Consider the following 25,602-nt stretch of genomic DNA (forward strand, 5'->3'; position numbering starts at 1 on the left):
CGGGTGATCGGTGGTGTCATCGGGCTCATGGTCACTCACCGCATCGCGCTCATCCCGGGGGACGGCATCGGGCAGGAGGTCACGCCCGCGGCCTGCCGGGTGCTCGACGCCGTCGGCGCGCGGCACGGCGTCTCGTTCGCCTACGACGAGTTCGACTGGTCCTGCGCCCGGTACGTCGAGGAGGGCGCGATGATGCCCGCCGACGGCCTCGACCGGATCCGCCACCACGACGCTGTCCTGCTCGGCGCGGTCGGTGATCCCTCGGTGCCGGACCACGTGTCGCTGTGGGGACTGCTGATCCCGATCCGGCGGAGCTTCCGGCAGTACGTGAACCTGCGGCCGGTCAAGGTGTTCGAAGGTGTCGACAGCCCGGTGCGCGGGGCGGCCTCGATGGACCTGGTCGTCGTGCGGGAGAACGTCGAGGGCGAGTACAGCGAGGTCGGCGGGCGGTTCGGGCGCGGCTTCCCCGAGGAGATGGCCGTGCAGGAGTCGGTCTTCACCCGTGCCGGGGTGGAGCGCATCGCCGACTACGCGTTCCGGCTCGCCGGGCAACGGCGCGGACACGTGACGTCGGCGACCAAGTCGAACGGCATCGTGCACACCATGCCGTTCTGGGACGAGGTCGTGGCGGAGAAGGCACTGTCCTATCCGGACGTCGCGGTGAACTCCGAGCACATCGACGCGTTGTGCGCCAAGGTGGTCCTCGATCCGGCGCGGTTCGACGTCATCGTCGGCTCCAACCTCTTCGGTGACATCCTGAGCGACCTCACCGCCGCGGTCGCGGGCAGCATCGGCATCGCGCCGTCCGCGAACATCAACCCCGAGCGCGACTTCCCGTCGATGTTCGAGCCGGTGCACGGCTCCGCGCCCGACATCGCGGGCAAGGGCGTCGCCAACCCGCTCGGCGCGATCTGGACGGCCGCGCTGATGCTCGACCACCTCGGCCACCCCGAGGCCGCCGCCGAGGTCGAGCGCGCGATCGCGGACGTCCTCGCCCGGACCCCGGTCCGCACGCCCGACCTGGGCGGAACCGCGTCGACCGGCGAGTTCACCGAGGCCCTGCTGGAGTGGTGCCGATGAGCGTCCCCCTGCCCTTCTCGTACCGCACGGTCGACGCGGACGGCGTGCGCATCCGGTGCGCGATCGCCGGTGACGGCCCGCCGCTGCTGCTCCTGCACGGCTACCCGCAGACCCACGTGATCTGGCACCGCGTCGCCCCGCAGCTCACGGCGAGTCACACGGTGGTGCTCACCGACCTGCGCGGCTACGGCGACAGCGACAAGCCCGCACCCGGCCCCGGCGACCACGAGTACTCGAAGCGCCGGATGGCCCACGACCAGTTGCTGGTGATGAACGCACTGGGCTTCGACCGGTTCGGCGTCGTGGGCCACGACCGCGGCGGCAGGGTCGGCCACCGGCTGGCCCTGGACGCGCCCGAGGCCGTGTCAGCGTTGGCGGTGCTGGACATCGTGCCCACCCGCCACACGTTCGAGCACGCGGACAAGGACTTCGGCCTCGGCTACTTCCACTGGTTCTTCCTGGCCGCGGGCAACGGCATCCCCGAGCACCTCATCGGCGCGGACCCGAGGTTCTGGCTGACCACCCGGATGAACGCCCGGCACCGCGGCGGCGAGCCCTTCGACCCGGCCGCCGTCGAGGAGTACGTCCGCTGCTTCTCCGACCCGGCCGCGATCGCCGCGTCCTGCTCCGACTACCGCGCCGCCGCCGGCATCGATCTCGAACACGACGCCGCGGGCGGGCTGGTCGAGGCGCCGCTGCTGGCGCTGTGGGGCGAGCACGGCTTCGTCGGACGCCACTACGACGTGCTGGACGTGTGGCGGCAGTACGCGCGGGACGTCCGCGGGCAGGCCTTGGACTGCGACCACTACCTGCCGGAGGAACGGCCGGACGAGGTGGCGGCCGCGCTGAAGGAGTTCTTCAAGTCCTGACGGAGGCCTACCGTTGAGGCATGGACGACGCGTGGGTGCCGGAAGCGTGCACGTTGCCGACAGCGGACAGGCCGTTCCGCGTGGCCGAGCTCGACGACCTCCTCGCCGGGGCTGCGCGCCACCGTCCGAGCAGGACGCGGCTCGTGGTGGAACTGGAACCGAGGCCCGAGGTCGCGGCGCGTGCGGCGGACCTGGCGGTGCGGGAGACGGGTTGCTGCTCGTTCTTCACGTTCGACCTGACGATGACCGGTGACGGCGTGAGCCTGGCGATCTCGGTGCCGGACTCGCGGGCGGAGGTGCTCGACGCGCTGGCGGTGAGGTGAGCCGGGCGGGATAGCGTCCTGATCATCCGATCAGGAGGGTGCTGTGCCGGGCTTCGTCGCGGGGATGGAACGTCACCAGGTAGCGGTCTACCTCGGCGCGCTGGCGGCCGGCGGCGTGGCCGGGTGGGTGGCGCCGGGCGCGGGACCGACGCTGGAACACCTCATCAACCCCGTGCTGGCCGTCCTGCTGTACGTGACGTTCCTGCAGGTCCCGGTCGCCGAACTCGGGCGGTCGCTGCGGCCGGGACGGTTCCTCGGCGCCGCGCTCGTCGTGAACTTCGCCGTGGTGCCGTTGGTGGTGGCCGCGATGTTCGCGTTCCTGCCCGCCGACCAGGCCGTGCGGATGGGCGTGCTGTTGGTGCTGCTCACGCCGTGCGTCGACTACGTGATCGTGTTCAGCGGACTGGCGGGCGCCGACAGCCGGCGGCTGCTCGCGGCGACACCGTTGCTGCTCCTCGCGCAGATGGTGTTGCTGCCGGGCTACCTGGTCCTCTTCCTCGGCGATGACCTGGCCGTGGTCGAGCCGGGGCCGTTCGTCGAGGCGTTCGTCGTGCTGATCGTGATCCCGCTGGTCCTGGCGTGGCTCACGCAGGCGTGGGCGGGGAGGCTGATCGGGAGGATCAGCACGTCGATGGTGCCGCTGATGGCCGCGACGTTGTTCACGGTGGTGGCGTCGCAGGTGCCGAAGCTCGGCGACGACCTGGTGCGGGTCGCGGGTGTGGTGCCGTTCTACGTGGTGTTCCTCGTCGTGATGGCGTTCGCGGGGCTCGCGGTCACGCGGCTGTTCCGCCTGGACGTGCCGGGTGCTCGGGCGGTCGTGTTCACCGGGGCCACGCGCAACTCGCTGGTCGTGCTGCCCCTTGCGTTGGCCATTGACGACGTCGCCGCCGCGGTCGTCGTCGCGCAGACGCTGGTGGAGGTGGTCGGTATGGTCGTCTATGTGCGCGTGGTGCCGCGGCTGGTGCCGTGAGCGTCAGGGCAGCCGGTCGGCCAGCTCGGCACGTGAGCGGATGCCGAGCTTCGTGTAGACCTTGCGCAGGTGGTACTCGATGGTCTTCGGGCTCAGGAACAGCGCGGCGGCGACCTCGCGGGTGGTCTTGCCCTCCGCGAGCAGGAGCGAGACCTGCAACTCCTGTGGCGTAAGGGTTTCGCTTCTCGGCCTGCGCTCGATCGTCTCGCCGGTGGCACCCAGTTCGACCGCGGCGAGGTCCGCCCACCGGGCCGCGCGCAGGTTCTCGAACGTCTCCAGCGCGGCGTGCAGGTGCGGCCGGGCGTCCACCCGCCGCCGGGCCCGTCTCAGACGGGCGCCGTACGCGAGCCGGGTGCGGGCGGTCTCGAAGTCGTCCAAAGTCCTTTCGTGGAAACGCAAAGAGGCCTCGAAGTGGGTGTCGAAGCCGTCCTCGCTGAGCATGCCGATCGTCCGTTCGGCACGGCCCATCGCCCACGGCTGGCCCTTCGCGGCGGCCTCGGCCAGGTAACGCCGCGCCACGAGCCAGGCGTCGTCGCGCCGGCCCAGCCGCACCATGGCGTCGGTCAGTTCGGGAGCGGGGGAGAGGTCCGGGTCGGTGAGCTGGAGGTCGTCGAGCAGGGCGGCCAGCTCTTCCAGGTGCGCCAACGCCTTGAGCGGGTCGCCGAGCCCCAGTTCCAGCTCTCCCAACGCGAACAGCGACCAGACCCGTCCGATGTGGATGTCGCGGTCGCGGCAGATCGGCAACGCCTCCGCGACGAGCGCACGGCACCGTTCCTCGTCGCCGAGCCGCGCCCGCAGCCACGCGAGCCCAGCCAGGCACATCGCGAGGTCGGTCTCCTGCCCGGTCTCCCGCGCCAGCCGGGTGGCCTCGTCGTAGGTGGCCCCGGCGCGGACCCACTGGTTCGTCGTGGCCTCGTCCCGCGCGACGTGGAACAGCAAAGCGGGCAGCGTTCCGACGGCGGTCTCCGCGCGGGCGTCCGCGACGACGCGGCGCAGGTCCTCGCCGGAGTCCGCGTCGCGCAGGAACAACGGGCCGATCATCAGCCACGACAGCCGTCGCCGGTCGTCGCGCAGCAGCCCGGTGGAGGCGAGCAGGTCGACGCCCGCCCGGATCTGGCCGGCACCGCCGCGGTTGGCGAGGATCCGCGCGACGCCCGCCGCCATCTGCCCGAGACCGCGCGCCTTCGGTGTCGTCACGCGGTCCAGCGCGGCCTCGATCTCGTGCGCCAGTTCGACGCCGGACCTGGTGTCGCCGAGGTAGAAGCACGCGTGGACGGCGTCGGCCAGGAGGATGACGGCGGAGTCGGCGTCGGCGGACTCCCGTGCGGCGATCCGGCAGAGGTCGCGGGCCTCGGTCAGCGAACCGGTGCGGGCCGCGATCGCCGCTCGCAGTTCGACGGCTCGCAGGCGGCTGCCCGTGTCGGCCTCGCCCGACAACGAGACGGACCGTCTCGTCTCGTTGGGAAGGGCTGCGCCGGCCACCTCGTCCAACAACGAGACGGACCGTCTCGTCTCGCCGGCCAGCCACGCCGACTCCGCCGCCGCCACGCACAACGAGGCGTGCCGGGACACGTCCGGGCTCAGCCGCGCTGCCCGTTCGAACGCAGCGGCCGCGACGTCGTGCGCACTGCGTTCGTGCGCACGACGCCCAGCCTCCACGAGGAGGTCGGCGACCTGGGCGTCAGGCCCGACGGCGGCCTCGGCCAGGTGCCACGCGCGCCGGTCCGCGTCGTGCGGGCCCACCGCCTCGGCCACCGCGCGGTGGATCGCCCGGCGGCGCTGCGGATCGGCGTCCCCGTACACGGCCGCGCGGATCAGCGGGTGCCGGAACTCGGCCCTTCCGTCGGCGATCCGGACGAGCCCGGCGCTCTCGGCCTCTGCCAGCGCGTCGACCGCGACCCCGAGCACCCGGCACGCCGACGCCACCACCCGCAGGTCGTTGCCCGCCACCGACGCCACCGCCAGCGCCGCCTGACCTTCAACACTCAGCGACCGCGCCTGCGAGGCGAACGCGCGGGCCAGCGCCGCGGACACCGGCAGCGGCGCCTCGGGTGAGACGTGCTCCAGCCGGGAACCCGCCAGTTCGATCAACGCCAGCGGGTTGCCTGCCGTCGCGCGATGCAGCCGTGCGATCAACTCCGGCGACACCGCCACGTCCGACCGGCTCGACACCAGTTCGCCAGCGGCCGCGAGGTCGATGCCGGTCAACGCCAGCGTGGGCAGCGGCGGGTCCGGTGAGCGGGTGGTCGCCAGCAGCACGATCGGGTCGGCCACGAGCCTGCGCGCCGAGAACGCCAGCGCGTCCGCCGACGACCGGTCGACCAGGTGCAGGTCGTCCAGCAGCACGGCGACCGGCCGTTCCTCGGCGAACCGGCAGAGCAGGCTCAGCGTGGCGGCGCCGACCGCGAACCGGTCGATGGCGGGCCCCGGACGCAACGCGAGCGCGACGGACAGGGCCTGTGCCTGAGGTGCGGGGATCTCGTCGAGGCGGTCCAGAGCGGGCCGCAGCACCTGGTGCAGGGCCCCGAACGGGATCTCCTTCTCGGACTCGCTGCCGGCGGCCTGCAGGACGTTCATGCCGACGGCGGACTCGGCCGCGAACCGCAGCAGTGCGGTCTTGCCGACACCGGGTTCGCCGGTGATGGCGAGGGCGCCGCCGTGCCCGATCCGAGCGCTCGCGACGAGTCGCTCGATCCGGTGCCGCTCCGAGTCGCGCCCCATCAGCACACGGGGGAGTGTAGGTCCGCGAAACCCTAGGTGGGCACCTGATGCGGCTGTCCCGTTGGCGCTCATAGGTTCCGACCCTCACACGGAGGGAAGAGCAGATGACCACGACAAGACCCGAGGTCGACACCGACAAGCTCATGCAGTTCGTGTTCCGCGCCGTCGGCGAGGTCGGCGCGACGCTGAACGCCGCCCTCGTCGTGATGGGCGACAAGCTCGGCTACTACCGCGCGATGGCCGACGGCGAGCCCGTGAGCCCCGCCGAACTGGCCGACCGCAGCACCACCGCCGAGCCGTACGTGCGGGAGTGGCTCAACGCCCAGGCCGCCGGCGGTTACGTCACCTACGACCCCGCGACCGGGCGTTATGCGCTGCCGGTCGAGCACGCGGTGGCGCTCACGGTCGAGGACAGCCCCGCGTTCCTGCCCGGCATGTTCCAGATCGCGCTGGGCACCGTGCACGACGCCGGACGCGTGCTGGACGCCGCCCGCAGCGGGTCCGGGGTGGGCTGGCACGAGCACAGCACCGACGTGCACCTCGGCTGCGAGCGGTTCTTCCGGCCGAGCTACGCGGCGAACCTGATCGAGGGCTGGCTGCCCGCGCTCGACGGCGTGACCGACAAACTGCGCGCCGGGGCAAGGGTCGCCGACGTCGGTTGCGGCCACGGCGCATCAACGATCCTGATGGCACAGGCCTTCCCGAACTCCACCTTCACCGGATCGGACTACCACCCCGAGTCGGTCAGAATCGCCCGCGAACGCGCGGAGGTCGCCGGCGTCGGTGATCGCGTGACGTTCGAGGTGGCGTCCGCCAAGGACTTCAGCGGCACGGGCTACGACCTCGTGACCATGTTCGACTGCCTGCACGACATGGGCGACCCCGTCGGTGCGGCGAAGCGCGTGCGGGACGCGGTGGCGTCCGACGGCACTTGGATGATCGTCGAACCGATGGCCGGTGACCACGTCGAGGACAACCTCAACCCCGTCGGCCGCGCCTACTACGGCTTCTCCACGCTGCTGTGCACGCCGGCCTCGTTGTCGCAGGACGTCGGTCTGGCGCTCGGCACGCAGGCCGGGCCCGCGCGGATCCGTGACGTGGCGGTGGCGGGCGGGTTCACCCGGTTCGCCGGGGTGGCCCAGACGCCGTTCAACCAGGTCCTCGAAGTCCGCCCGTGAACGCCGAGCCGCGCCCGGTGCGCGAGGCCGACCGGTCCGGGTTCGCCGAACGCGCCGGGGTGCGGCTCGCGTTCCGGGTCTACGAGAACCCCGGCAGGCCGACCGTGCTGCTCATGCCGACGTGGTCGATCGTGCCGTCGAGGTTCTGGAAGGCGCAGGTTCCGTTCCTGTCACGGCACTTCCGGGTCGTCACGTTCGACGGCCGGGGTTCCGGCGAGTCCGACCGACCGGTCGGCGCGGAGTCCTATGTGGACGCTGAATGCGCTGAGGACGCGATCGCGGTCCTGGACGCGACGGGCACCGAACGGGCCGTGCTGGTGGCGTTGTCGCGCGGGGACGCCTGGTCCGTGCTCGCCGCCGCACGCCACCCGGAGCGCGTCACTGGAATCGTGGCGATCGGCCCGGCCAGCGGGTCGCTCATCGGCGTCCAGGAGGAGGAAAGACGGACCTGGGAGTCGGGGGACGGTAAGTACAGCCGGCAGCACTGGCTGAACGGCGGCTACGACGACTTCACCGAGTGGTTCTTCGCCAGGATGTTCCACGAGCCCCACTCGACCAGGCAGATCGAGGACGCCGTGCGGTGGGCGCGCGAGATCGAACCGGCCACGCTGGTGGACACGACCGCCGGACGGCTCGCCTCGGCGTCGATCGAGGACGCCTGCCGCGAGGTCCGCTGCCCGGTGCTGGTGATCCACGGGACCGCCGACCTGATCCGCCCGCACGCCATCGGTGAACGCCTCGCCGAGCTCACCGGCGGCTCGCTCGTGCTGGTCGACGGCGCCGGGCACGGGGTGCACGCCAGGGACCCGGTGCGGATCAACCTGCTGGTCAAGGAGTTCGTGGACCGGGTGCACCCGGTCGTGGAACGAAGAAGGGTGTCACGGGTCAGGTCGCCGCGGGCGTTGTACCTGAGCTCGCCGATCGGCCTCGGCCACGCCCGCCGCGACCTCGCCGTCGCCACCGAGCTGCGCAAGCTCCACCCGCGACTGGAGATCGACTGGCTCGCGCAGCACCCGGTGACCGAGGTGCTCGGACCGGCGGGGGAGCGGATCCACCCGGCGTCCGCGTGGCTCGCGAACGAGTCGTCGCACGTGGAGGACGACGCCGGTGAGCACGACCTGCACGTGTTCGAGGCGTTCCGGCGCCTGGACGCGGTGCTGGTGAACAACTTCATGGTGTTCCACGACCTGCTGGAGGCCGAGCGGTACGACCTGGTGATCGGCGACGAGGCCTGGGAGGTCGACCACTTCCTGCACGAGAACCCCGAGCTGAAGCGGTTCTCGTTCGCCTGGCTGACGGACTTCGTCGGCTGGCTCCCGATGCCCGACGGCGGCGACCGTGAGCAGCGTCTGGCCGCCGACTACAACCTCGACATGATCGAGCAGCGGGAACGGTACCGCCGCGTGCGCGACCGGTCGGTGTTCGTCGGCAACCCGGACGACGTGGTCCCGCTGCACTTCGGCGAGGGCCTGCCCGCGATTCGCGAGTGGACGGAGCAGAACTTCGACTTCTGCGGCTACATCACGGGATTCGACCCGCCCGCCGAGCAGGCGGCGCGCGAGTCCGGCGAGAAGCTGTGCGTGGTCACCGTCGGCGGCTCCGGGGCGGGGGAGTCACTGCTGCGGCGGGTGCTGGACGCCGTGCCCGCCGCACGACGCAAGGTGCCGGGACTCAGGTTCCTCGTCGTCACCGGACCGCGCATCGATCCGGACTCGCTGCCGAGCCAGGACGGCGTCGAGGTCCACGGCTACCTGCCGGACCTGCCACGGCACCTCGCCACGTGCGACCTGGCGGTGGTGCAGGGCGGCCTGACCACCTGCATGGAGCTGACGGCCGCCCGCCGCCCGTTCCTCTTCGTGCCGCTGCGGCACCACTTCGAGCAGAACTTCCACGTCCGGCACCGGCTCGAACGCTACGGAGCGGGCCGGTGCATGACCTACGAGGAGGTCGCCGACCGCGAGGGCCTGGCCGTCGCGATCGCCGAGGAGATCGGGCGCGAGGTCGGCTACCGGGAGGTGGAGACCGACGGAGCGTCCCGTGCGGCGGCCCTGCTCGCCGACCTGCTGTAGGCCACGTTCGGCGGCTTGGGCGCCCTAGTCGTTCGCCCGGTCGTCGGCGGCCGCGGTCTGGGTGAGCACGGCGACCGTCTGCTCCAGCCCGCGCTGCACCTCGTCGCCCTGCGCCTCCCGCACGCTGTGCAGGCTGATCGTGAGGCGCGACCGCCCCGGCGCGACCTCCTCGACCTGCAGCTCGCCGTGGTAGTCGTCCGGCCCCTCGGCGCCCCATTCGAGCGTCCGGCGCGAGGCGTCCGGCCGGAGCCACGCCTCGCCCTCGACGTGGTGGCCGTGCACCTCTGCCTCCACGTGCACCTGCTCGCCGCCCTCGGGTTCGGCGGCGGTCATCTGCGGGAAGTAGCGGGGCAGGTTGCGGGGCTCGGCGAGGAACTCGAACAGGGTGTCGGCCGGGATGTCCGCCTCAGCTGTGTGCGTGTACGTCGTCATGGCGCTCGGGGTACCCGGTCTCCTTCACGGCGAACACGTCGCGCGTCCGAGCCACCTGTTCGTGCCATCCGCGCTGGTCACGGCGGAACACCGGGAGGACGAACGCCCCGCCGACGAACAGCGCCACGACGATCAGGTCCCACCAGCCGATGTCGACCAGCGGCGACACGATCGTCGCGTAGGCCATGAAACCGGTGAAGCCGAGCAACTCGCGCAGGAAGTGCTGGAGCGGGTTGGCACGTGAGCCGTCCTCGGAGCGGATCCGGTAGTGCAGCAGGATCCCGCCGATCGTCATCCCGTTCGCCGCCGCGGGCAGCACGACCCGGAACGCCACCAGCACGCACACGGCCCAGCGCGGGTCGGAGTGCAGCCACAGCTTCGCGACGACGATCACCAGCACGAGCTCGGCGACCAGGCCGATCAGCCTGCGGGGGATGGTCACGGTGGTCGGCGGTGCGGTCGACTCGTCGGACGACGGCACCCGCGGCACGACGAACGCGGCCGGCGCCATCATCCACCCCAGCACGCCGCCGAAGGTGTTCGAGATGAGGTCGTCCACGTCGGCGATCCGGTACGGGCACGGGTAGAAGCCGAGGTTGCCGGTGTACTGCACGACCTCGATCGCAAGTGACAGCCCGAGGCTGATGGCGATGACGGCGAGCGGCCCCTTGCCGTACGCCTTGCGCAGCACGATGCCCAGCGGCACGAACAGTGCGACGTTGAACAGCTGCTGCAGGAACGCCTGCGACTTGACCATCGCGAGGATGCCGGAACGCCCGTTGGCCGCCATGTTGTTGCTCATGTCGGTGACCCACTGGAACGGGACCGTGGACAGCATCTGCTCGCCCGTGCACAGGTTCGCCACGTCGCGCGGGAACGGCAGGAAGATCAGCGCCAGCGCGACCAGTCCGTAGGCCAGCAGGCCGTACAAGACGAACGCCCTGCGCGGCTCGACCCGCCGGAAGCGGAAGTAGTGCAACAGGACCAGGGGCACGAGGACCATCAGCCCGACACCCACGAACGCCAGGAAACCGGTCCGTGCGGTCTCCCAGTACGACGCCATCATGAGCGGTCCATTGCCCGCTGCCGTCTCCGCCCAAACCACGATCCGCGAAGTTGCGGCGAATGGGTCAGCGGCGCCGCGCCAGGTAGACGGTGTTGGTCGAGTCCCTGTCCTGCAACGGGTTGGGGAAGCTGACGACCTCGGCCCGCACGTTCGTGAACGCCGTCGCGAGGGTGGCGGCGTACTCGTCCTCCGGCGGGTCGTTGGACCACAGGGCGAACACCCCGCCGGGCCTGAGCTGCTCGGCCAGCCGCCGGACGCCCTCGGATCCGTAGAAGTCGGCGTTGCTGGGGTGCAGCAGGTGCCGCGGGGAGTGGTCGATGTCGACGACGATCGCGTCGAGCTCCCCGGTCTGGCCGAAGCCCTGGCCGGAGCGGGTCAGGGCGAAGAAGTCACCGTGCACCAACCGGCACCGCTCGTCGGCCGCGAGGGTCTTGCCCGCCGGGATGAGTCCGTGCTCGTGCCACTCGATCACCTCGCTCAGTGCGTCGACGACCAGCAACGAGCCGACGCGCGGGTCCTCCAGCACGGTCTGCGCCGTGTAGCCGAGGCCGAGCCCGCCCACGACGACGTTCAGCGAGTCACCGGTGAGCTCGGCGAGCGCGAGACGGGCCAGTTCGACCTCGGCGACGACGAACAGGCTGGACATCAGGAACTCTTCGTTGAGCTTGATCTCGTGGATCTCCCTGCCGGTGCCGGGTTCGAGCCGGCGCCGCAGGGAGAGCTCACCGAGCGGGGTCTGGCGGTAGTCGAGTTCCTGGAACCGAGCACTCATGCGACGGCACGGTACCCCGTGGGCCAGGACCCGATCGGGTGACCGGGTCAGCCGGCGAACCGGCCGATCGCGACGAACGCGGCCAGCAGCAACAGGATCACGTTGACGGGCAACGTCTTCGTGTCACCGATCTTGACGTGGACGCGGATGGCGACGACCTGGACGACCACCAGCCCGACCGCCGCGATCGGCGTCAGGACCGGGGCGATGCCGGTCAGCCACGGCAGGACCGCGCCGATCGCGCCGAGCACCTCGACCGCGCCGATGCCCTTCACCGCCGAGTCGGAGTAGTCCTTCGCCCACGCGCCGGTGGACGCGATGACCTGCTCACGTGAGCGCAGCAGCTTCACGAGACCACTGCCCAGGTAGACCGCCGCCAGCAGGAACTGGGCCACCCACAGTGCGATGTTCATTGCACACTCCGATCCTTACCTCTTGTGCGTAGCCTCATGGTGTGTCTGTGTTGAAGGCGCTGCAAAAGGCACACGGATGTATGTGTCCAGGACAGGAGGTCCCGCTGTGACGGGGTTCACCCGCTCCGACGGCTGCCCGCCGCCGATGAACGACGGCGGCGCGGTCCGCGAGGTGCTGGACCGCATCAGCGACAAGTGGAGCCTGCTGGTCGTCGGCGCGCTGCGGGAGGGGCCGCTGCGGTTCGGTGAGCTGGAGAAGACCGTCACCGGCATCTCCCAGCGCATGCTCACGCTGACGGTGAAGCACCTCACGCAGGACGGCCTGGTCAGCCGCACGGCCTATGCCGAGGTGCCTCCCCGCGTCGAGTACGAGCTGACCGAGCTCGGGAAGACGTTGATGCCCTTGGTGATCGCCCTCGCCGAGTGGGCGCTGGAGCACAGCGACGAGATCAACGCGAACCGCCGCCGGTAGCGCTCACTCGAAGGAACAGCCGGGGTTCGGCGTGCTGACCGCGAGCGGGCCGCCGACCGGGTTCCGGTAGAGGACGCTCAGCACGAGCGGGGTGCTCGCCAGGTTCCGTCCGATGTGGACGTAGCCGGTGCCGCTCTCCTCGTTGATGAACTGCCCCGGCCGGTAGACGCCGTCGACCGAGCAGTCGGACTCGTGGTGCGTCAGCACGCCCTTCGTGACCACGCCCTTGACCGGGCCGGGGTGGTAGTGCCAGCCCGTGGAGCCACCGGGCGCGATGGTGATCTCCTTGAGCACGTACTGGGTGTCGCCGACGACGTGGTCGAAGATCGTGACGGCGCTGACCCCGCTGCCCGGTGTCGCGCCCGCGACGGATGGTGCCGCGACGGCCGCCAGGCCGACGACCGCCGTGACGAGCGCGAGCCGCTTGATGATCCGCATGAGTTCGAACGTACTCAGCCGCGGGTGCGCTCGTAGTGCCTGGCGACCCTGGCCCGGTTGCCGCAGACGTTGGCCGCGCACCAGACCCGGCGCTTGTTCTCGGCCAGGAACAGCATCGAGCAGGCCGGGTCGGCGCACGCGCGCAGCTTCTCCAGCCGCTCGCGGTCGGCGAGCAGTCCGATCGCCTCTCCCGCGATCGCGGCCAAGCCGGGATGGCCGTTGTAGTCGTCGTGCCACCGCGTCTCGGCCCGCGCCTGCGCACCCCACCCGTCGAGCCGCGGACTCGTCGGAACGGCTGCTGCCACGGCGTTGAGGTCCGCGATCAGCGCCGGGTCGGGCGCGTTTCCGGTCAGGTGGGCCTCGAACAGGGCCCGCAGCACCGTGCGCAGCCTGCGGGTCGCGCTCATCGCGGGCGGTTCGGCGGCGGGCAGCCGGTCGGCCTGCAGCGCCCACCAGCGGGCGTGGCCCGCCTCGTCCGCGATGAAGTCCTTGGCCGGGTCCAGGCACAACGCGTGCGTGTCCACCAGGTCGAGCGCCACGAGCGGCTCGGCGCCCATGAGGAAGCCCGCCGCCTGGAAGTCGGACAGTCTCACGCGCTCTCCTAACGGTTGAAGTGACACGTGAGACGTTAGCAGATTCTCGCCTTAGGAGCTTGCGGCCGCGAACCTAACGTGTATACGGTCGAGTTATCCATTAGGTCGAACTGAGGAGAACGACATGCCCGCGATCCGCCACCACCACGTCGAGGTCGACGGCCTGAAGGTGTTCGTCCGCGAGGCCGGCGACCAGGCCAGGCCCACGGTCCTGCTGCTGCCCGGCTACCCGTCGAGCACCCGCCACTACGTGCGGCTGATCGACCGCCTCGCCTCCACCTGGCACGTCGTCGCGATCGACTACCCCGGCTTCGGCTCGTCCGACCCGCTGCCCGGCGAACCGACGTTCGACCGGCTGGCCGAGGTCACCGGCCGCACCATCGACCTGCTCGGCATCGGCGACTACGCGGTCTACGTGTTCGACTTCGGCTCGCCCGTCGGGTTCCGCATCGCGTTGGAGCACGACCAGCGCGTGAAGGCCGTGATCACGCAGAACGGCAACGCGTACGTCGAGGGCCTCGGCCCGGACATGGACGTGCTGAAGAACCACTGGAACGACCGGTCGCAGGACCAGGACAAGCTCGACTGGGTGGTCAGCCTGGAGGGCACCCGGCACCAGTGGCTCGTGGGCGCGAAGGACCCGGCGCACATCGACCCTGAGCAGGCGCTGGCCGACCAGCACGTCATCGACCTGCCCGGCCGCGCCGACTACATGAAGGCCCTGCTGTGGGACTACCGGACCAACCCCGGCCGTTACCCGGCCTGGCAGGAGTGGCTGCGGACCCGGCAGCCGCGCGTGCTCGCCATCTGGGGCCGCAACGACACGTTCTTCGTGCCGGCCGGCGCGGAGGCCTTCCGGCGCGACGTGCCGTCCGCCGAGGTCGTGCTGCTCGACACCGGCCACTTCGCCCTGGAGGAGGAGGTCGACGAGATCGCCGACCAGGTGAACGCGGTGCTGGCGAAGACCTTCGCGTGACCTCGAATCCTCGTGGAATGACGTAATACTGCCCATCGGTTTTGACGTCGCTCATTCGGAGCAATCGCGTTTTGGAGCGCTCTTGGAGCTTTCTTGGAACGCGCGTGCAGACTCCTCGATGTCAGTTGCACATCGGAGGGAGGAGCACTCATGGAGAAGTCCAAGGCCAAGATGAAGCGAATCACCATTCGCAAGGTGGGTCCGGTCCGCCTCACGGCGGCCGCCTGCTCGCAGTACAACGTCAAGCCGGTCTAAGGCGCGACGCGGGTGCGCCGGGCACACGGGGCCCGGCGCATCCGATCCGCAGGGGGAGGAACGTCGTGACCGAGTTCGATCCGGACAGGCCTGTGCCGCTGCACCCGCTGGTGTTCCTGGAGGACGGCGACGAGGTGACGATCGGGCGGGCCGACGTCGACTCGTACGGCATCTTCCCAGTTGAGGGCGCCGCACTCGTGCGCAGACTGGTCGACGGGGACACGCCGCGCCAGGCCGCAGAGTGGTTCGAGCGGGAGTACGGCGAGGAGGTCGACGTCGAGGACGTCCTCGCGGGGCTGGATGAGCTCGACCTCGTCCGCGGAACCGGAGAAGTGGCCGCCGAGACGGCACCTGTTCGATTCGGCGCGCTCGGCGCCGCATTGTTCTCGCCGATCGCCTGGGCGTTGTACGCGGGGCTGGCCGCCTGGGCGTTGTTCGCGATGGTGTCGAACGCGGACCTGCGGCCGACTTATCACAGCATCTTCTTCTCCGACTATTACATGGTCATTCAGGTCGGGCTGTTCCTCGCCGCGATTCCGCTGCTTTTCCTGCACGAGTCGTTCCACGCGCTGGCCGGCCGACGGCTCGGGGTCCGATCGCGGTTGCGAATAGGACGGCGGCTTTACTTCATCGTGCTGGAGACCTCACTCGACGGGCTGGTCGCGGTCCCGCGCAGGCAGCGCTACCTGCCGATCGTCGCCGGGCTGCTGGCCGACGTCCTCGGCATCGCCGCCTGCACGATCGCCGCCGACCTGACGCGGCACGCGGACGGCACGCTGTCGGGTCCGGGGCGGTTCCTGCTGGCCGTCGCGTTCGCCGCGCTGCTCCGGGTGGTCTGGCAGTTCTTCCTGTACCTGCGCACGGACATCTACGTGCTCGTGAGCACGGTCCTCGGCTGTGTCGACCTGCACGGGGCGGCGCTGCGGATCGTCAAGAACAGGTTCCGGCGGCTGGTGGGCAGGCCGGAGGAGGACGAGTCCGCGCTGCACCCGGTCGACCGCCGGGTGGCGCGCTGGTACTCGTGGCTCGTCGTCGTCGGCTACACCGCGAGCCTCACGACGTTCGTGCTAGCCGGCGCCCCCGTGCTGTACCGGTTCGTCACGGGCGTCATCGGCAGGCTCACGGGTGACGGGGTGCCTACGGCCCAGCTGCTCGACTCGATCGTCTTCGGCGCCGTCGCGCTCGCGCAGTGCGCCGTGCTCGGCTGGCTCATGGTCCGGGAGCGCGTGCGGGCGCGCCGCGACCGTCGTCTGCACCACGTCATTCACTGAAGGGACGCACCATGGACAGCCGCTACTGGATCCGCGCCGACCAGCGGCGCGACCGGGCCCACGCCCTCGCCGCACTGGACCTGCCGCCGGTCTGGGCGGTCCTCGACGCCCACCGGCGGCTGCGCGGGCCGTACACGGCCGCGGGGGCGTTGCTGCGCCAGATCGCCGACGACCTGCTGGAACGGTGCCCCGAGCTGGGGGAGCGGCACAACATCGAACTGCTGACGGCCGCGCCGGAGCTGGCCGGCCGGGTGCCGAGCGCCTGGCACACGCTCGAATGGGCCGTGCAGGACAGCGAACGCACCCGCTACTACTCGCGGTTGCACACGCGGAACATCGCGAACGGTCTGGCGGAACTGGTGCGCGACTACCTCGCGGCCCTCGGGGGCGGGCCGCGCACCCTCGTGATCGAGAACGCGCACGAGGCCGACGCGTCCGACCAGGAGTTCATCGCGGTTCTCCTGCGCCGCGGCGACATCCCGGACCTCACGGTCGTCGTGGGCACGAGCCGTGAGCCGCTCGCGGACCCGCGCGGTGAGATCGACGTGTCGCTGGCGCAGACGATCGCTCTGCACGCCCAGGTCGTCGACGCGGAGCCGGTCGCGGAAGCGTCGGAGGATCCCGCTCTGACCTATGTGGACAGTGACGGCACGACCGACGACCCCCGTCCGCTCGCCGACTACCTCGCACTGTCGGCCGAAGCCCGTGCCGCGCTGCACGACGCCCGTGCCGCGGAGCTCGCGAAGTCCGAGGAGTTCTCACTGCGCCTCGGGGCGATCCCGTACCACCTGGAGCACGGCAGCGACCCCTCCAGAGCGGGCGCGCAGGCGTTGCGCGTGGCGCTGGACCACTGCCACAAGGTCGGGCTCTACCAGGCCGCGGCGGACCACGGTCTGCGCGGGCGCGCGGCCGCCGACCGGGAGACCGACCCCGACCTGTGGTGGCACCTCACGTTCCAGACCGGGATCGTGCTCGCGGCGGTCGGGCGCGCCGCCGAGGCCGAGAGGCTGTACGTCGAGGGACGTGCCGCCTCCGTCGACCCGGCCATCCACCTGGAGCTGTCGTACGCGATGGCCATGCTGTACGCGCGGCACTACTCGGAGGCGGAACGCGACTACGTCCAGGCCAGGGCGTGGATGAACCTCGCGATCGCCATCGCCTCGCAGCTGACCGACCCGAAGAAGGAGGCGTTCCAGTCCGTCTTCACCCGCAACGGGCTGGCGCTGGTCGAGGTGCGCGAGCAGAAGCCCGACGTGGCGCTCGCCCTGGTCAACGACGGCATGGCGAGGCTCGACCGCGAACTCGGCCCGGACGAGCACGTGCTGCATCGCCTGGTGCTGCGCTACAACCGGGCCCAGGTCTACGGCGCCGTAGGCAGGCTGGAGGAGGCGCTGGCCGACTACAGCTACGTCCTCGAACGCGACCCGAACTTCCCCGAGCACCACTTCAACGTCGGCAACGTGCTGCGCAGGCTCGGCCGTGACGAGGAGGCGCTCGACGCGTACGCCGAGGCGCTGCGCCTCTCGCCGCCGTTCCCCGAGGCGTACTACAACATCGGCGACGCCCGGCTCGCGCTCGGCGACGTCGAGGGCGCGATGGCCGCCTTCGGGTACGTCATCGAACTGGACCCGCGGCACGTGGACGCCCGGATCAACCGCGCCGGGCACCTGCTGGAACAGGGTGACGTCGAGGGCGCGTGGCGCGACGTGTCCGCCGCGCTCGAACTCGCCCCGGACAACGCGCACCTGTTGTGCCTCAAGGGCCAGCTGCTGGTCGAGCGGGACGAGTACACGGCTGCTTCCGAGGCGTTGGCCCAGGCCGTGCGGCGCAACGACAAGCTGGCCGAGGCGTGGGCGATCCGCGGCACGATCGCGGTGGCGTCCGGCGAGCTGACCGACGCGATCAGCTACCTGAGCCGCGCGATCACGCTCGACGACAACCCGGAGTCCCGCTACAACCGCGCGGTCGCGTACGAGGAGTCCGGCGAACTGGCCGCCGCGATCCTGGACTACGACGCGGTCCTCGCGGTGAGCGACGACGCGGACGCCAGGGAGCGCAGGGAACTCTGCGCCGCGGCGTCGGCCAGGTAGGAGAACACCGTGACAGCAACGGAGAACGTGGCCGCCGGACTACCGGTGGCCACGTTCACCGACGCCATGAGCCGGCTGGTCTCCGGCCTCGCCGTGGTCACCACGCGGCAGGCGAACGGCCGGCCGTGCGGGCTGCTCGTCTCCTCGATCTGTTCGTACAGCGTGCGTCCGCCGTCCGTGCTGGTGGTCGTCGACCACGCTTCCCGTTGCCTGGAGCCGTTGACGCACTGCGCGGAGTTCGGCGTGCACGTGCTCGGCAGCGCGCAGGAACGCACCGCGCGGACGTTCGCGAGCCGTGGCGCGGACAAGTTCGCCGGCGTGGCCTGGGAGTGGGACGGTTCGGTGCCCCGGCTGTGCGCGGCCCCGATCTACCTGCGCTGCACCGCTTCCGCCGTGTTCGGGCACGGCGATCACAGCATCCTGATCGGTGAGGTCACCCGCACCCTGGTCGAGGAGGCCGAACCGCTGGTCTTCTACCGGCGGCTGTTCGACTGGCGGCTAAGGGGAAGCGGTGCGGGCCGGCTCTAGTCCGGTGAGCGCGCGTTCGTGCCGGTGCACGCGGTCGAACGGGTCGTCGCCGTTGAGGATGAGCTGGTGCAGGGCGCGAAGCCGTGGCCCCGGCTCGATTCCCGCCTGGCTCGACAGCAGCCGGTACGCCCTGGCGTAGGCGGTCAACGCGTCGGCGCGGCGCTCCGCCTGGCACAGCGCCAGCATCAGCTGCTCGTGGAAGCCCTCCCACAGCGGGTGGGTCTGGCACAGCTCCTCCAGGTCGAACACGGCCAGGTGCCCGTCACCGCCGCAGATCAGGACGTCGAACCTGTTGCGCAGCAGTTCCAGGTACTCCTTCTCCAGCCGCGCGATGTCGTGGTCGAACATCCCCGTCTCGCGCAGGTCCGCCAGCGGCGAACCTCGCCACAGGCTCAACGCCGAGGCGAACTTCTCCCGTGCGTGCGCGCAGTCCGCCGCCACCATCGCGAGCTGGCCCTGCTTGGCCAGCTCGCGGAATCGAGTCAGGTCGAGCTGGTGCGGCTCCAGGACCAGGACGTAGCCGGACGGGCGCGTGCTGAGCACCGGATGCGAGTTCCTGGAGCTCACCCAGCTCGGCGTGAGCACCCGCCGCACCGACGTGACGTAGCCGTGCAACGCCGCGATGGCCGACCGCGGCGCGTTGCGCGACCACAGGTAGTCGACGATGCGGCTCGTCGGCACGAACTCGTTGGCGTGCAAGGCGAGCAATGCGAGCAGGGCTCGTTGTTTCGGGGCCGTCGGCGTGCAGCGGTGGTTGCCCCGCGTCACCTCGAACGTGCCCAGGACCCGGAAGTGCGGCGGATCGTCTTCCGTTGCCACCTGCTCGCCGCCCTTCCGACATGTCCGACCCCGAGAGTGTTAACCAGCCGACGGCCGTCGAGGTAGTGGGCGCCCCGAAACTGCCGGTCCGTGCTGCGACATGAGCGTTGGGCGGTTCGGGTGAAAGTGTCCATTGTGGAGTGTGGATGCCCGCCTCCGCCGCACGGCAACGGTCTGCGATCATGCTGCGCCATGGACCGCTATGAACAGTTCCGCCTCGCGGCGATCGATCGAGGCATTCCCGAGGACGAGATCGCCGTGTTCGCCGACCAGCTCCGCTTCGCGATCTGGCTCGGCACCGGCGACCCCGACGAGCAGGCGGTCGGTCAGAAGGGCGGCCTTCCCCGGTTACCGGTGGGCGCGGAGTGGCCGGGCAGTGCGAACGGCTCCCCGCTGCCGTTCATCGCCTCGATCGACTGCGCCGCCCTCCCGAGAGCCGAGGGACTTCCTCTGCCGGCGGACGGCTCGCTGCTCTTCTTCCTGCACCACGAGGACGACGTGGAGGACGAGGCCCACACCAGCGTGCCGGTGCACGCGCGGGCCCTGCACGTCCCGGCCGGCACCGAAACGGCGGTCGCGTCACCGCCGTCCGACCACGACACCAGGACGTTCTTCCACGAGAACATCCCGTTCCTCCTCCCGGAGCACCCGATCTCCGCGTGGATCGAGACCGCGCTGCCGAAGTGGATCAGTGAGGAGGAGTACGACTTCAACTCGGAGGTCGAGGAACGGCTGTTCGACGACCTCAAGCACGTCGAACAGCTGCGCGAGCTGGTGGACGAGCTCTGGCCGGACTCGGGCCGGGGCGCGACGATCCGCATCGGCGGCTACGTCTCGAACATCGGCGGCCAGGACACCCCGTGGACGCAGATGGCGTACGCCGGCCTCACGAGCCAGCTGGACCACCCCGCCCTGCCCGGGCAGGAACGCCTGAACCGCAGCGAGGTGGAGGAGTACCGGCTGATCCGGGAGTGGCTGCCGCTCGCCCAGTTCTACACGACGAGCGAGTTCTACTACGGGTGCTTCCTGATCAGCTCCGACGACCTCGCCGGCGGGCACTTCGACCGGATGCTCTCGTTCACCATGTTCAGCGAGTAGTCAGCGGTGCGTCACGCGACGTTGGCGGCATGATGCGAACTCCGCCGGCAACGTCGCGAGCCACTCCGTCAGCGCAGGGCGGCTTCGATCGCCTCGACGACGGCGGCGTCCTCGGGCTCGGTCCGGGGACGGAACCGCCCGACGACCTGCCCGTCCCGCGAGACGAGGAACTTCTCGAAGTTCCACTGCACGTCACCGGCGGTGCCGTCGGCGTCGGCGTGCTGCGTCAGCTCCCGGTAGACGGGGTGCTGGTCGGGCCCGTTGACCTCGATCTTCTCGAACAGCGGGAACGACACCCCGTAGGTGGCCGAGCAGAACGTGGCGATCTCCTCGGACGTGCCCGGCTCCTGCCCCATGAACTGGTTGCACGGGAACCCGACCACGGAGAAGCCCTCGGCCCCGTACTTCGCCTGCAGCCGCTCCAGCCCGGCGTACTGCGGGGTGAGGCCGCAGCGCGAGGCGACGTTGACGACGAGCGCCACCTTGCCCCGCAACCCGCTCAGGTCACCGGCCTCACCGGCGAGGGTGCTGACGGGGATGTCGTAGATCTCCATGCCCCCAACGTAGTTCATGCCTCGCGCCCACCAGGGGCCGGCACGATCCGCTCACGCACCGCAGCCGGGGGAGCGGCCAGCCCTGGCCCGCCGGCGTCCACCCAGTCGATCACCCCGAGCACCGACTCGTCGTCCAGCACGCTCCCGACCCACACAGGCCGGGCGCCCTTCACCCGTGCGGCCCGGCTGGGCTGCACGACGACCACGTTCGACACCTCGCACGCGTCCAGGCAGTCCGCCACCCGCACCGACAACCGCCCCCGCAACACCTCGAGCTGCCGCTCGTGGTCGACCTCGGGATGCTTGCGCTCGGTGCCGCAACAACAACCGCGGCACACGGTGATCCGTGACTCCATGATCACCGTTCTACTCAGTCGACAGTCCGTTACACAACGCGCACGGTCCCCTCGCCGTCCGGGGACATCGCTCCGCCACCGTTGACGTCGTGGCTGGTAAAGCAACTTCGATCGCACTTGTAGTCCTGCTCACAACGGCCTGCGCCTCGCCGCCGACGAGCACCCCGGTCAAGCCGGACGCAGACGGCAGCATCCCGAAGAACGAGAGCATCTCGCTCGACGACGACACCCACGCCGCCATCGCCAACCTCGACCCCGCCCTCCTCTCCGCCATGCGCAAGGCGGCGGCCGACGCGAAGCTCGCGGGCGTCGAGTTCCGGGTGACCTCCGGCTGGCGCAGCAAAGAGCACCAGCAGCGCCTGCTGGACGAGGCCGTCGAGCTCTACCGCTCGGAGGAGGAAGCACGGCGGTGGGTGCACCCGCCCGAGAAGTCCGCGCACGTCACGGGCAAGGCGATCGACATCGGCCCGACGAACGCCGACGACTGGCTCATCCAGCACGGCTCCGACTACGGCCTGTGTCAGGCGTACGCGAACGAGATGTGGCACTTCGAGCTGCTGACGACGCCGGGCGGCGAATGCCCCCAACCGCAGAGCAACGCGGTGGAGTAGGCCTCACGCACCGTGGATGACAGCCAGCGCGTGCTCACGGGCCGGTGCGCTCAACGACCCGTTGAGCTGCTCGAACAACGCCTCAGCCGTGACCCCGTTCCACCCCGGGGGCAGCAACGCCAGCGGCAGTCCGGGATCGCTGTACGGCAACCGCCGCCAAGCGGTCAACATCGGCACGTAAGCCTGGAAGGCCTGCAGAACGGACAAGCCCTCACCCCCGAGAACAGGCCGATGCCGACGCACGAAGTCGGCGTACAGATCCGTCAGCTCGTCCAGATCCCACCAGGACCGGACCTTCGACCGCAGATCACCGAAAGCGAAGTGCTGCCCGGAGAACAGATCCACGTACTCGGCCAGCCCGCGCCGCTCCAACACCCGTCGCGTCTCCACGGCGAGGTTCCCAGGCGCCACCCACACGCCAGGCGCTGCCGTACCGAACCCGAGCTGCGTCAGGCAGGTCCGCAACGCGTGCCGCTTCTCCCGCTCCGACTCGGGCACCGAGAACACCACCACGAGCCAGCCGTCCTCGACGCCGGCCCGCCGCCGTTCGAAGATCCGCGTGTCCCCCTCGGCCAACGTCTCCAAAGTGGACTCGGCCAGCGCGTACCCGGCACCGTCACGACGTTCTGCCCGGACGACACCACGCCGCTTCAACCGGGAGATGGACGACCGGGCCGCCGCGCCCTCGACGCCGAGGTCGGCCATGAGCTGCACGACGGACGCCACGGAGAGCCAGTTGTGCTCCCCGCGCGCATAGAGGCCGAAGATCGTGATGATGAGCGGGCCGAGCCGGTCGCGCCCGGCGGGAGCCGCGGTCTCCACGGTCATGTCCGCGACGTCCAGTGCCCTCTCCTCACCTTGATCAGCCGAGCTTAACGTCCGCCGAGGTCCGTCAGCGTCACGGTGTTGCGCAGCTCGCCGAGCCCGCTGACCCGCGTCACCACGACGTCGCCGTCGCCCAGGAACACCTGCGGTTCGCGGGCCTGGCCGACGCCGCTGGGGGTGCCGGTCAGGACGACGTCGCCCGCGCGGAGGGTCATGCCCTCGCTCAGTTCGGCGATGATCTGCGCGAACGAGAACGCCATCTGCGCGCTCGACGCGTCCTGCATCAGCACGCCGTTGACCTTGCACTGCACCCGCATGCCGGTGAGATCGACGTCCTCCACGGTCGTGAGCCACGGGCCGAGCGGCATCGTCGCGTCGAGGCTCTTGCCCTTGAGCCACTGGCCGCCGTGCGCGCGTTGGAGGTCGCGTTGCGACACGTCGTTGGCCACGAGGAAGCCGAACACGTGGTCCAGCGCCTTCTCCTCCGGGATCGAACGGCCGTCGCGGCCGATGACCATCGCGATCTCGGCCTCGTAGTCCCACTTCTGCGACAACGACGGGTCGTAGGCGATGGGGTCGAACGGCCCGATGACCGTGTCCGGTCCCTTCGTGAAGAACGTCGGGCGCAGCGGGCGCGACACCGGGTCCTGCCCCTCGCGCTTGCCCGCCGACTCCTCGAAGTGGTCCCAGTAGTTCCAGCCGGTGCACAGCACGTCGCGGTTGAAGCGGTGCAACGGCGACTCCAGCCGCACCTCCGGCAACGGCAGGTCCCCGGCGACGACCACCGGCGCACCGCGCACGATGTCGTCGACCGTGGCGGACAACAACGAGACGGACCGTCTCGTCTCGTTGACGAGCGCACCACGACGCACGCCGTCGACGGTCACGGAAGCCAGCTTCACCCGCGCACCTCCAGGAAATATCGCGCACACGTTTCGTAGATCATGGAAACGCTATCGACAACGAGACGAGACGGTCCGTCTCGTTTCAGTGCGGCCTGACCAGGCGCTCGTCGGGGATCACCGCGACCCCGAGGATCTCGATCAGGGCCTCCGGCTGCCACAGCGCCGTGCAGCCGATGCCCGCCATGGACGGGTAGACCGCGCCGGCGAGCTCGCGCCACACCTTGCCGATCTCCTTGCCGTGTGCCTGGTAGTCCGGGATGTCCGTGAGGTAGATCGTGATGCTGACCAGGTCTTCCGGTTCGCCGCCCGCCGCGCGCAACGTCGTCAGCACGTTGCCGAACGCCTGGCGGAACTGCTCGACGATCCCGCCGGGGACGATCCTCATCTGAGCGTCCAGGGCGGTCTGGCCGCCGAGGTACAGGGTGTTGCCGGAGAGCGTGCCGTGGGAGTAGCCGCTCGGCGCGGGAAGGCTGGCCGGGTTCACTGCTGCGGGCCTCATGAGTATTGACACTATCTGACGGTCGTGAAGAATACGAGATATGGAGCCCGACCTCAGCAAGTACCGGCTCGAAGGCGACAACTCGATGTACCGGCTGCCCAGCGGACTGGTCGCGCCGGTCGTGACGCGCGGCGGTGCCGAGAACCCGGACACCGCGAACTCCGGTGGCGCGATCCGGATCTCGGGCGTGAGCGTCCAGCACACCCCGGCCACCCGGCTGTGGTTCGGCAAGGTCACCAACGAACCTGGCTACCGCTCGGTCACCCACCACCACGGCGAGGCCGAGACCGGCGGGTACGTGCTCTCCGGCCGCGCGCGGATCTACTTCGGCGAGAAGTTCGAGGACTACCTCGACATGGAGGAGGGCGACTGGGTCTTCGTCCCGCCCTTCATGCCGCACATCGAGTGCAACCTCGACCGCAACAACCCGCTCACGTGGATGACGACCCGGACGCCGGAGAACATCGTCGTGAACCTGGACGACGTGCCGGACGAGGACCTGCGCGACTGGCTGACCCGATGACGACCTCGGCGACGACTTCCGCGATCTTCACCGACGCCGTCGCGCTGGAGAAGGCCGAGCCCGAGCACTTCGACCTCGCCTTCACCGCCGTCACGCAGCCCTGCCCGTGGCCCAAGGCGTACGGGGGAGACCTGGTCGCCGCCGCTGCCGCCGCGGCCATGCGCTCGGTCACCGACGGCAAGACGCTGCACTCCATGCACAGCTACTTCCTGCGCCCCGCCGACATCGGCGCCCAGGTGCGGTACGAGGTCGAACTGCTGCGCGACGGACGCGGCTACAGCACCCGGCAGGTCCGCGGCTACCAGAACGGCAAGCCCCTCTACGTCGCCCTGGCGAACTTCGCCGCGGGGGAACCGGGCGGCAGCTACCGGGCCGAGACGACCGGGCTGGCAAGCCCTGAGGACCTGCCCAGCTCCGAAGCGTTCCTCGCCGAACGCTCAGGCGGCACGATGACCGACGAGTCGAAGCGGTACTGGATGCAGGGGCGCAGCTTCGACATGCGGCACGTGCCCGGCCCCGTCTACCTCGCCGTCGAGGGCGAGAAGGTGCCGCACCAGGCCGTCTGGGTCAAGCCGTTCGACCCGCTGCGCCCGGTCGACGGGCTGACCGATGCCCAGCGCGACCTCGCCGCGCTGGCCTACGTCTGCGACTACACGATCCTCGAACCGGTCCTGCGCGTGCTCGACCTGCCCTGGGCGCGTCCAGGACTCGTCACGGCGAGCCTCGACCACGCCATGTGGTTCCACCGCGAGGGTCCGGTCGACGACTGGCTGCTCTACGCGCAGGAGGCCGTCGCCGCCGACTCGGGCCGGGGCCTCGGCCTGGGCCGCTTCTTCACCCGCGATGGTCTCCACCTCGCCACCGTTGCCCAGGAGGGCATGATCCGCGCTTCCTGA

At 70.4% G+C, this 25,602-nt stretch carries 28 protein-coding genes; 15 read left to right on the forward strand and 13 right to left on the reverse strand.

Features of this window, described 5'->3' with window-relative positions; all coding sequences use genetic code 11:
* Positions 1-27 precede the first annotated feature (27 nt).
* The 4 genes from ACFWN2_RS11965 to ACFWN2_RS11980 all read left to right on the forward strand — a co-directional run bounded on the left by ACFWN2_RS11965 (position 28) and on the right by ACFWN2_RS11980 (position 3,242).
* Positions 28-1,080 (forward strand): tartrate dehydrogenase, encoded by a 1,053-nt coding sequence (locus tag ACFWN2_RS11965; RefSeq protein WP_382426902.1) that lies wholly within the window; start codon positions 28-30, stop codon positions 1,078-1,080.
* A complete protein-coding gene (locus ACFWN2_RS11970; protein ID WP_382426903.1) occupies positions 1,077-1,949 on the forward strand; it encodes an alpha/beta fold hydrolase in 873 nt (290 codons plus the stop codon). Before ACFWN2_RS11965 ends, ACFWN2_RS11970 begins: the two co-directional genes overlap by 4 nt.
* A gap of 20 nt (positions 1,950-1,969) precedes the next feature.
* The gene (locus ACFWN2_RS11975; protein ID WP_382426904.1) at positions 1,970-2,272 is read left to right on the forward strand and encodes a hypothetical protein; all 303 of its coding nucleotides are present in this window, start codon (positions 1,970-1,972) and stop codon (positions 2,270-2,272) included.
* A 64-nt stretch (positions 2,273-2,336) separates the two neighbouring features.
* Positions 2,337-3,242: an arsenic resistance protein gene (locus tag ACFWN2_RS11980; RefSeq protein ID WP_382427445.1), complete on the forward strand. Its 906-nt coding sequence runs from the start codon at positions 2,337-2,339 to the stop codon at positions 3,240-3,242.
* A 3-nt stretch (positions 3,243-3,245) separates the two neighbouring features.
* Here the strand turns inward: ACFWN2_RS11980 and ACFWN2_RS11985 are convergent, their stop codons facing one another.
* Complete coding sequence (locus ACFWN2_RS11985) at positions 3,246-5,963, reverse strand: ATP-binding protein (RefSeq protein ID WP_382427446.1); 2,718 nt, start codon at positions 5,961-5,963, stop codon at positions 3,246-3,248.
* A gap of 104 nt (positions 5,964-6,067) precedes the next feature.
* Here ACFWN2_RS11985 and ACFWN2_RS11990 point away from each other — a divergent pair, with 104 nt between their 5' ends.
* Both ACFWN2_RS11990 and ACFWN2_RS11995 read left to right on the forward strand, forming a co-directional pair.
* The gene (locus ACFWN2_RS11990) at positions 6,068-7,141 is read left to right on the forward strand and encodes a class I SAM-dependent methyltransferase (protein WP_382426905.1); all 1,074 of its coding nucleotides are present in this window, start codon (positions 6,068-6,070) and stop codon (positions 7,139-7,141) included.
* The gene (locus tag ACFWN2_RS11995) at positions 7,138-9,210 is read left to right on the forward strand and encodes an alpha/beta fold hydrolase (RefSeq protein ID WP_382426906.1); all 2,073 of its coding nucleotides are present in this window, start codon (positions 7,138-7,140) and stop codon (positions 9,208-9,210) included. Before ACFWN2_RS11990 ends, ACFWN2_RS11995 begins: the two co-directional genes overlap by 4 nt.
* A gap of 24 nt (positions 9,211-9,234) precedes the next feature.
* Here the strand turns inward: ACFWN2_RS11995 and ACFWN2_RS12000 are convergent, their stop codons facing one another.
* The 4 genes from ACFWN2_RS12000 to ACFWN2_RS12015 are packed head-to-tail and all read right to left on the reverse strand — an operon-like array spanning position 9,235 to position 11,893.
* Positions 9,235-9,642 (reverse strand): SRPBCC family protein, encoded by a 408-nt coding sequence (locus tag ACFWN2_RS12000; RefSeq protein WP_382426907.1) that lies wholly within the window; start codon positions 9,640-9,642, stop codon positions 9,235-9,237.
* Positions 9,617-10,747: a VanZ family protein gene (locus ACFWN2_RS12005; protein ID WP_382426909.1), complete on the reverse strand. Its 1,131-nt coding sequence runs from the start codon at positions 10,745-10,747 to the stop codon at positions 9,617-9,619. The genes ACFWN2_RS12000 and ACFWN2_RS12005 overlap by 26 nt, the downstream gene beginning before the upstream one ends.
* Positions 10,748-10,772: 25 nt before the next feature.
* The gene (locus ACFWN2_RS12010; RefSeq protein ID WP_382426910.1) at positions 10,773-11,480 is read right to left on the reverse strand and encodes a spermidine synthase; all 708 of its coding nucleotides are present in this window, start codon (positions 11,478-11,480) and stop codon (positions 10,773-10,775) included.
* 47 nt (positions 11,481-11,527) lie between these two features.
* A complete protein-coding gene (locus tag ACFWN2_RS12015; RefSeq protein WP_382426912.1) occupies positions 11,528-11,893 on the reverse strand; it encodes a DoxX family protein in 366 nt (121 codons plus the stop codon).
* A gap of 106 nt (positions 11,894-11,999) precedes the next feature.
* Between ACFWN2_RS12015 and ACFWN2_RS12020 the strand changes: the two genes are divergently transcribed.
* Positions 12,000-12,365: a winged helix-turn-helix transcriptional regulator gene (locus tag ACFWN2_RS12020; protein ID WP_382426914.1), complete on the forward strand. Its 366-nt coding sequence runs from the start codon at positions 12,000-12,002 to the stop codon at positions 12,363-12,365.
* Positions 12,366-12,368: 3 nt separating this feature from the next.
* On the opposite strand, the gene ACFWN2_RS12025 is transcribed toward ACFWN2_RS12020, so the two are convergent.
* Complete coding sequence (locus ACFWN2_RS12025) at positions 12,369-12,803, reverse strand: cupin (RefSeq protein ID WP_382426916.1); 435 nt, start codon at positions 12,801-12,803, stop codon at positions 12,369-12,371.
* Between the two features lie 14 nt (positions 12,804-12,817).
* On the reverse strand, positions 12,818-13,396 hold the full coding sequence (locus tag ACFWN2_RS12030) for a CGNR zinc finger domain-containing protein (RefSeq protein WP_382426918.1): 579 nt from the start codon (positions 13,394-13,396) through the stop codon (positions 12,818-12,820).
* Positions 13,397-13,520: 124 nt separating this feature from the next.
* Between ACFWN2_RS12030 and ACFWN2_RS12035 the strand changes: the two genes are divergently transcribed.
* The 4 genes from ACFWN2_RS12035 to ACFWN2_RS12050 all read left to right on the forward strand — a co-directional run bounded on the left by ACFWN2_RS12035 (position 13,521) and on the right by ACFWN2_RS12050 (position 18,516).
* Positions 13,521-14,372 (forward strand): alpha/beta fold hydrolase, encoded by an 852-nt coding sequence (locus ACFWN2_RS12035; protein WP_382426920.1) that lies wholly within the window; start codon positions 13,521-13,523, stop codon positions 14,370-14,372.
* 320 nt (positions 14,373-14,692) lie between these two features.
* Entirely contained in the window at positions 14,693-15,898 is a 1,206-nt protein-coding gene (locus ACFWN2_RS12040) for a hypothetical protein (RefSeq protein WP_382426922.1), read from the forward strand.
* Positions 15,899-15,909: 11 nt separating this feature from the next.
* Positions 15,910-17,988: a tetratricopeptide repeat protein gene (locus ACFWN2_RS12045; protein WP_382426923.1), complete on the forward strand. Its 2,079-nt coding sequence runs from the start codon at positions 15,910-15,912 to the stop codon at positions 17,986-17,988.
* Positions 17,989-17,997: 9 nt separating this feature from the next.
* The gene (locus ACFWN2_RS12050; protein ID WP_382426925.1) at positions 17,998-18,516 is read left to right on the forward strand and encodes a flavin reductase family protein; all 519 of its coding nucleotides are present in this window, start codon (positions 17,998-18,000) and stop codon (positions 18,514-18,516) included.
* Here ACFWN2_RS12050 and ACFWN2_RS12055 read toward each other — a convergent pair.
* On the reverse strand, positions 18,487-19,335 hold the full coding sequence (locus tag ACFWN2_RS12055; RefSeq protein ID WP_382426926.1) for a BTAD domain-containing putative transcriptional regulator: 849 nt from the start codon (positions 19,333-19,335) through the stop codon (positions 18,487-18,489). The two genes, ACFWN2_RS12050 and ACFWN2_RS12055, sit on opposite strands and share 30 nt — an antisense overlap.
* 192 nt (positions 19,336-19,527) lie before the next feature.
* On the opposite strand from ACFWN2_RS12055, the gene ACFWN2_RS12060 reads away from it, so the two are divergent.
* On the forward strand, positions 19,528-20,433 hold the full coding sequence (locus ACFWN2_RS12060; RefSeq protein ID WP_382426927.1) for a DUF1963 domain-containing protein: 906 nt from the start codon (positions 19,528-19,530) through the stop codon (positions 20,431-20,433).
* A gap of 68 nt (positions 20,434-20,501) precedes the next feature.
* Here the strand turns inward: ACFWN2_RS12060 and ACFWN2_RS12065 are convergent, their stop codons facing one another.
* Positions 20,502-20,987, reverse strand: a complete 486-nt coding sequence (locus ACFWN2_RS12065) for a glutathione peroxidase (protein WP_382427448.1) — start codon at positions 20,985-20,987, stop codon at positions 20,502-20,504.
* Positions 20,988-21,001: 14 nt separating this feature from the next.
* Positions 21,002-21,343 (reverse strand): hypothetical protein, encoded by a 342-nt coding sequence (locus ACFWN2_RS12070; RefSeq protein ID WP_382426929.1) that lies wholly within the window; start codon positions 21,341-21,343, stop codon positions 21,002-21,004.
* Positions 21,344-21,432: 89 nt separating this feature from the next.
* Here ACFWN2_RS12070 and ACFWN2_RS12075 point away from each other — a divergent pair, with 89 nt between their 5' ends.
* Positions 21,433-21,954 (forward strand): M15 family metallopeptidase, encoded by a 522-nt coding sequence (locus ACFWN2_RS12075; RefSeq protein WP_382426930.1) that lies wholly within the window; start codon positions 21,433-21,435, stop codon positions 21,952-21,954.
* 3 nt (positions 21,955-21,957) lie between these two features.
* Here ACFWN2_RS12075 and ACFWN2_RS12080 read toward each other — a convergent pair whose 3' ends face one another.
* From ACFWN2_RS12080 to ACFWN2_RS12090, 3 genes are all read right to left on the reverse strand, one after another.
* Positions 21,958-22,782 (reverse strand): PaaX family transcriptional regulator C-terminal domain-containing protein, encoded by an 825-nt coding sequence (locus ACFWN2_RS12080; RefSeq protein ID WP_382426931.1) that lies wholly within the window; start codon positions 22,780-22,782, stop codon positions 21,958-21,960.
* 44 nt (positions 22,783-22,826) lie between these two features.
* Positions 22,827-23,681 carry a fumarylacetoacetate hydrolase family protein gene (locus ACFWN2_RS12085; RefSeq protein WP_382426932.1) on the reverse strand — a complete coding sequence of 285 codons (855 nt, stop codon included), beginning with the start codon at positions 23,679-23,681 and terminating at the stop codon, positions 22,827-22,829.
* A gap of 85 nt (positions 23,682-23,766) precedes the next feature.
* The gene (locus ACFWN2_RS12090; RefSeq protein ID WP_382426934.1) at positions 23,767-24,183 is read right to left on the reverse strand and encodes a RidA family protein; all 417 of its coding nucleotides are present in this window, start codon (positions 24,181-24,183) and stop codon (positions 23,767-23,769) included.
* A gap of 40 nt (positions 24,184-24,223) precedes the next feature.
* Here ACFWN2_RS12090 and ACFWN2_RS12095 point away from each other — a divergent pair, with 40 nt between their 5' ends.
* Together ACFWN2_RS12095 and ACFWN2_RS12100 are read left to right on the forward strand one after the other, a co-directional pair.
* Complete coding sequence (locus tag ACFWN2_RS12095) at positions 24,224-24,706, forward strand: cupin domain-containing protein (protein WP_382426936.1); 483 nt, start codon at positions 24,224-24,226, stop codon at positions 24,704-24,706.
* Complete coding sequence (locus ACFWN2_RS12100; protein WP_382426937.1) at positions 24,703-25,602, forward strand: acyl-CoA thioesterase; 900 nt, start codon at positions 24,703-24,705, stop codon at positions 25,600-25,602. Before ACFWN2_RS12095 ends, ACFWN2_RS12100 begins: the two co-directional genes overlap by 4 nt.

Origin of the sequence: Lentzea sp. NPDC058436 (assembly GCF_042721515.1) — a bacterium.
Taxonomy (GTDB): Bacteria; Actinomycetota; Actinomycetes; order Mycobacteriales; family Pseudonocardiaceae; genus Lentzea.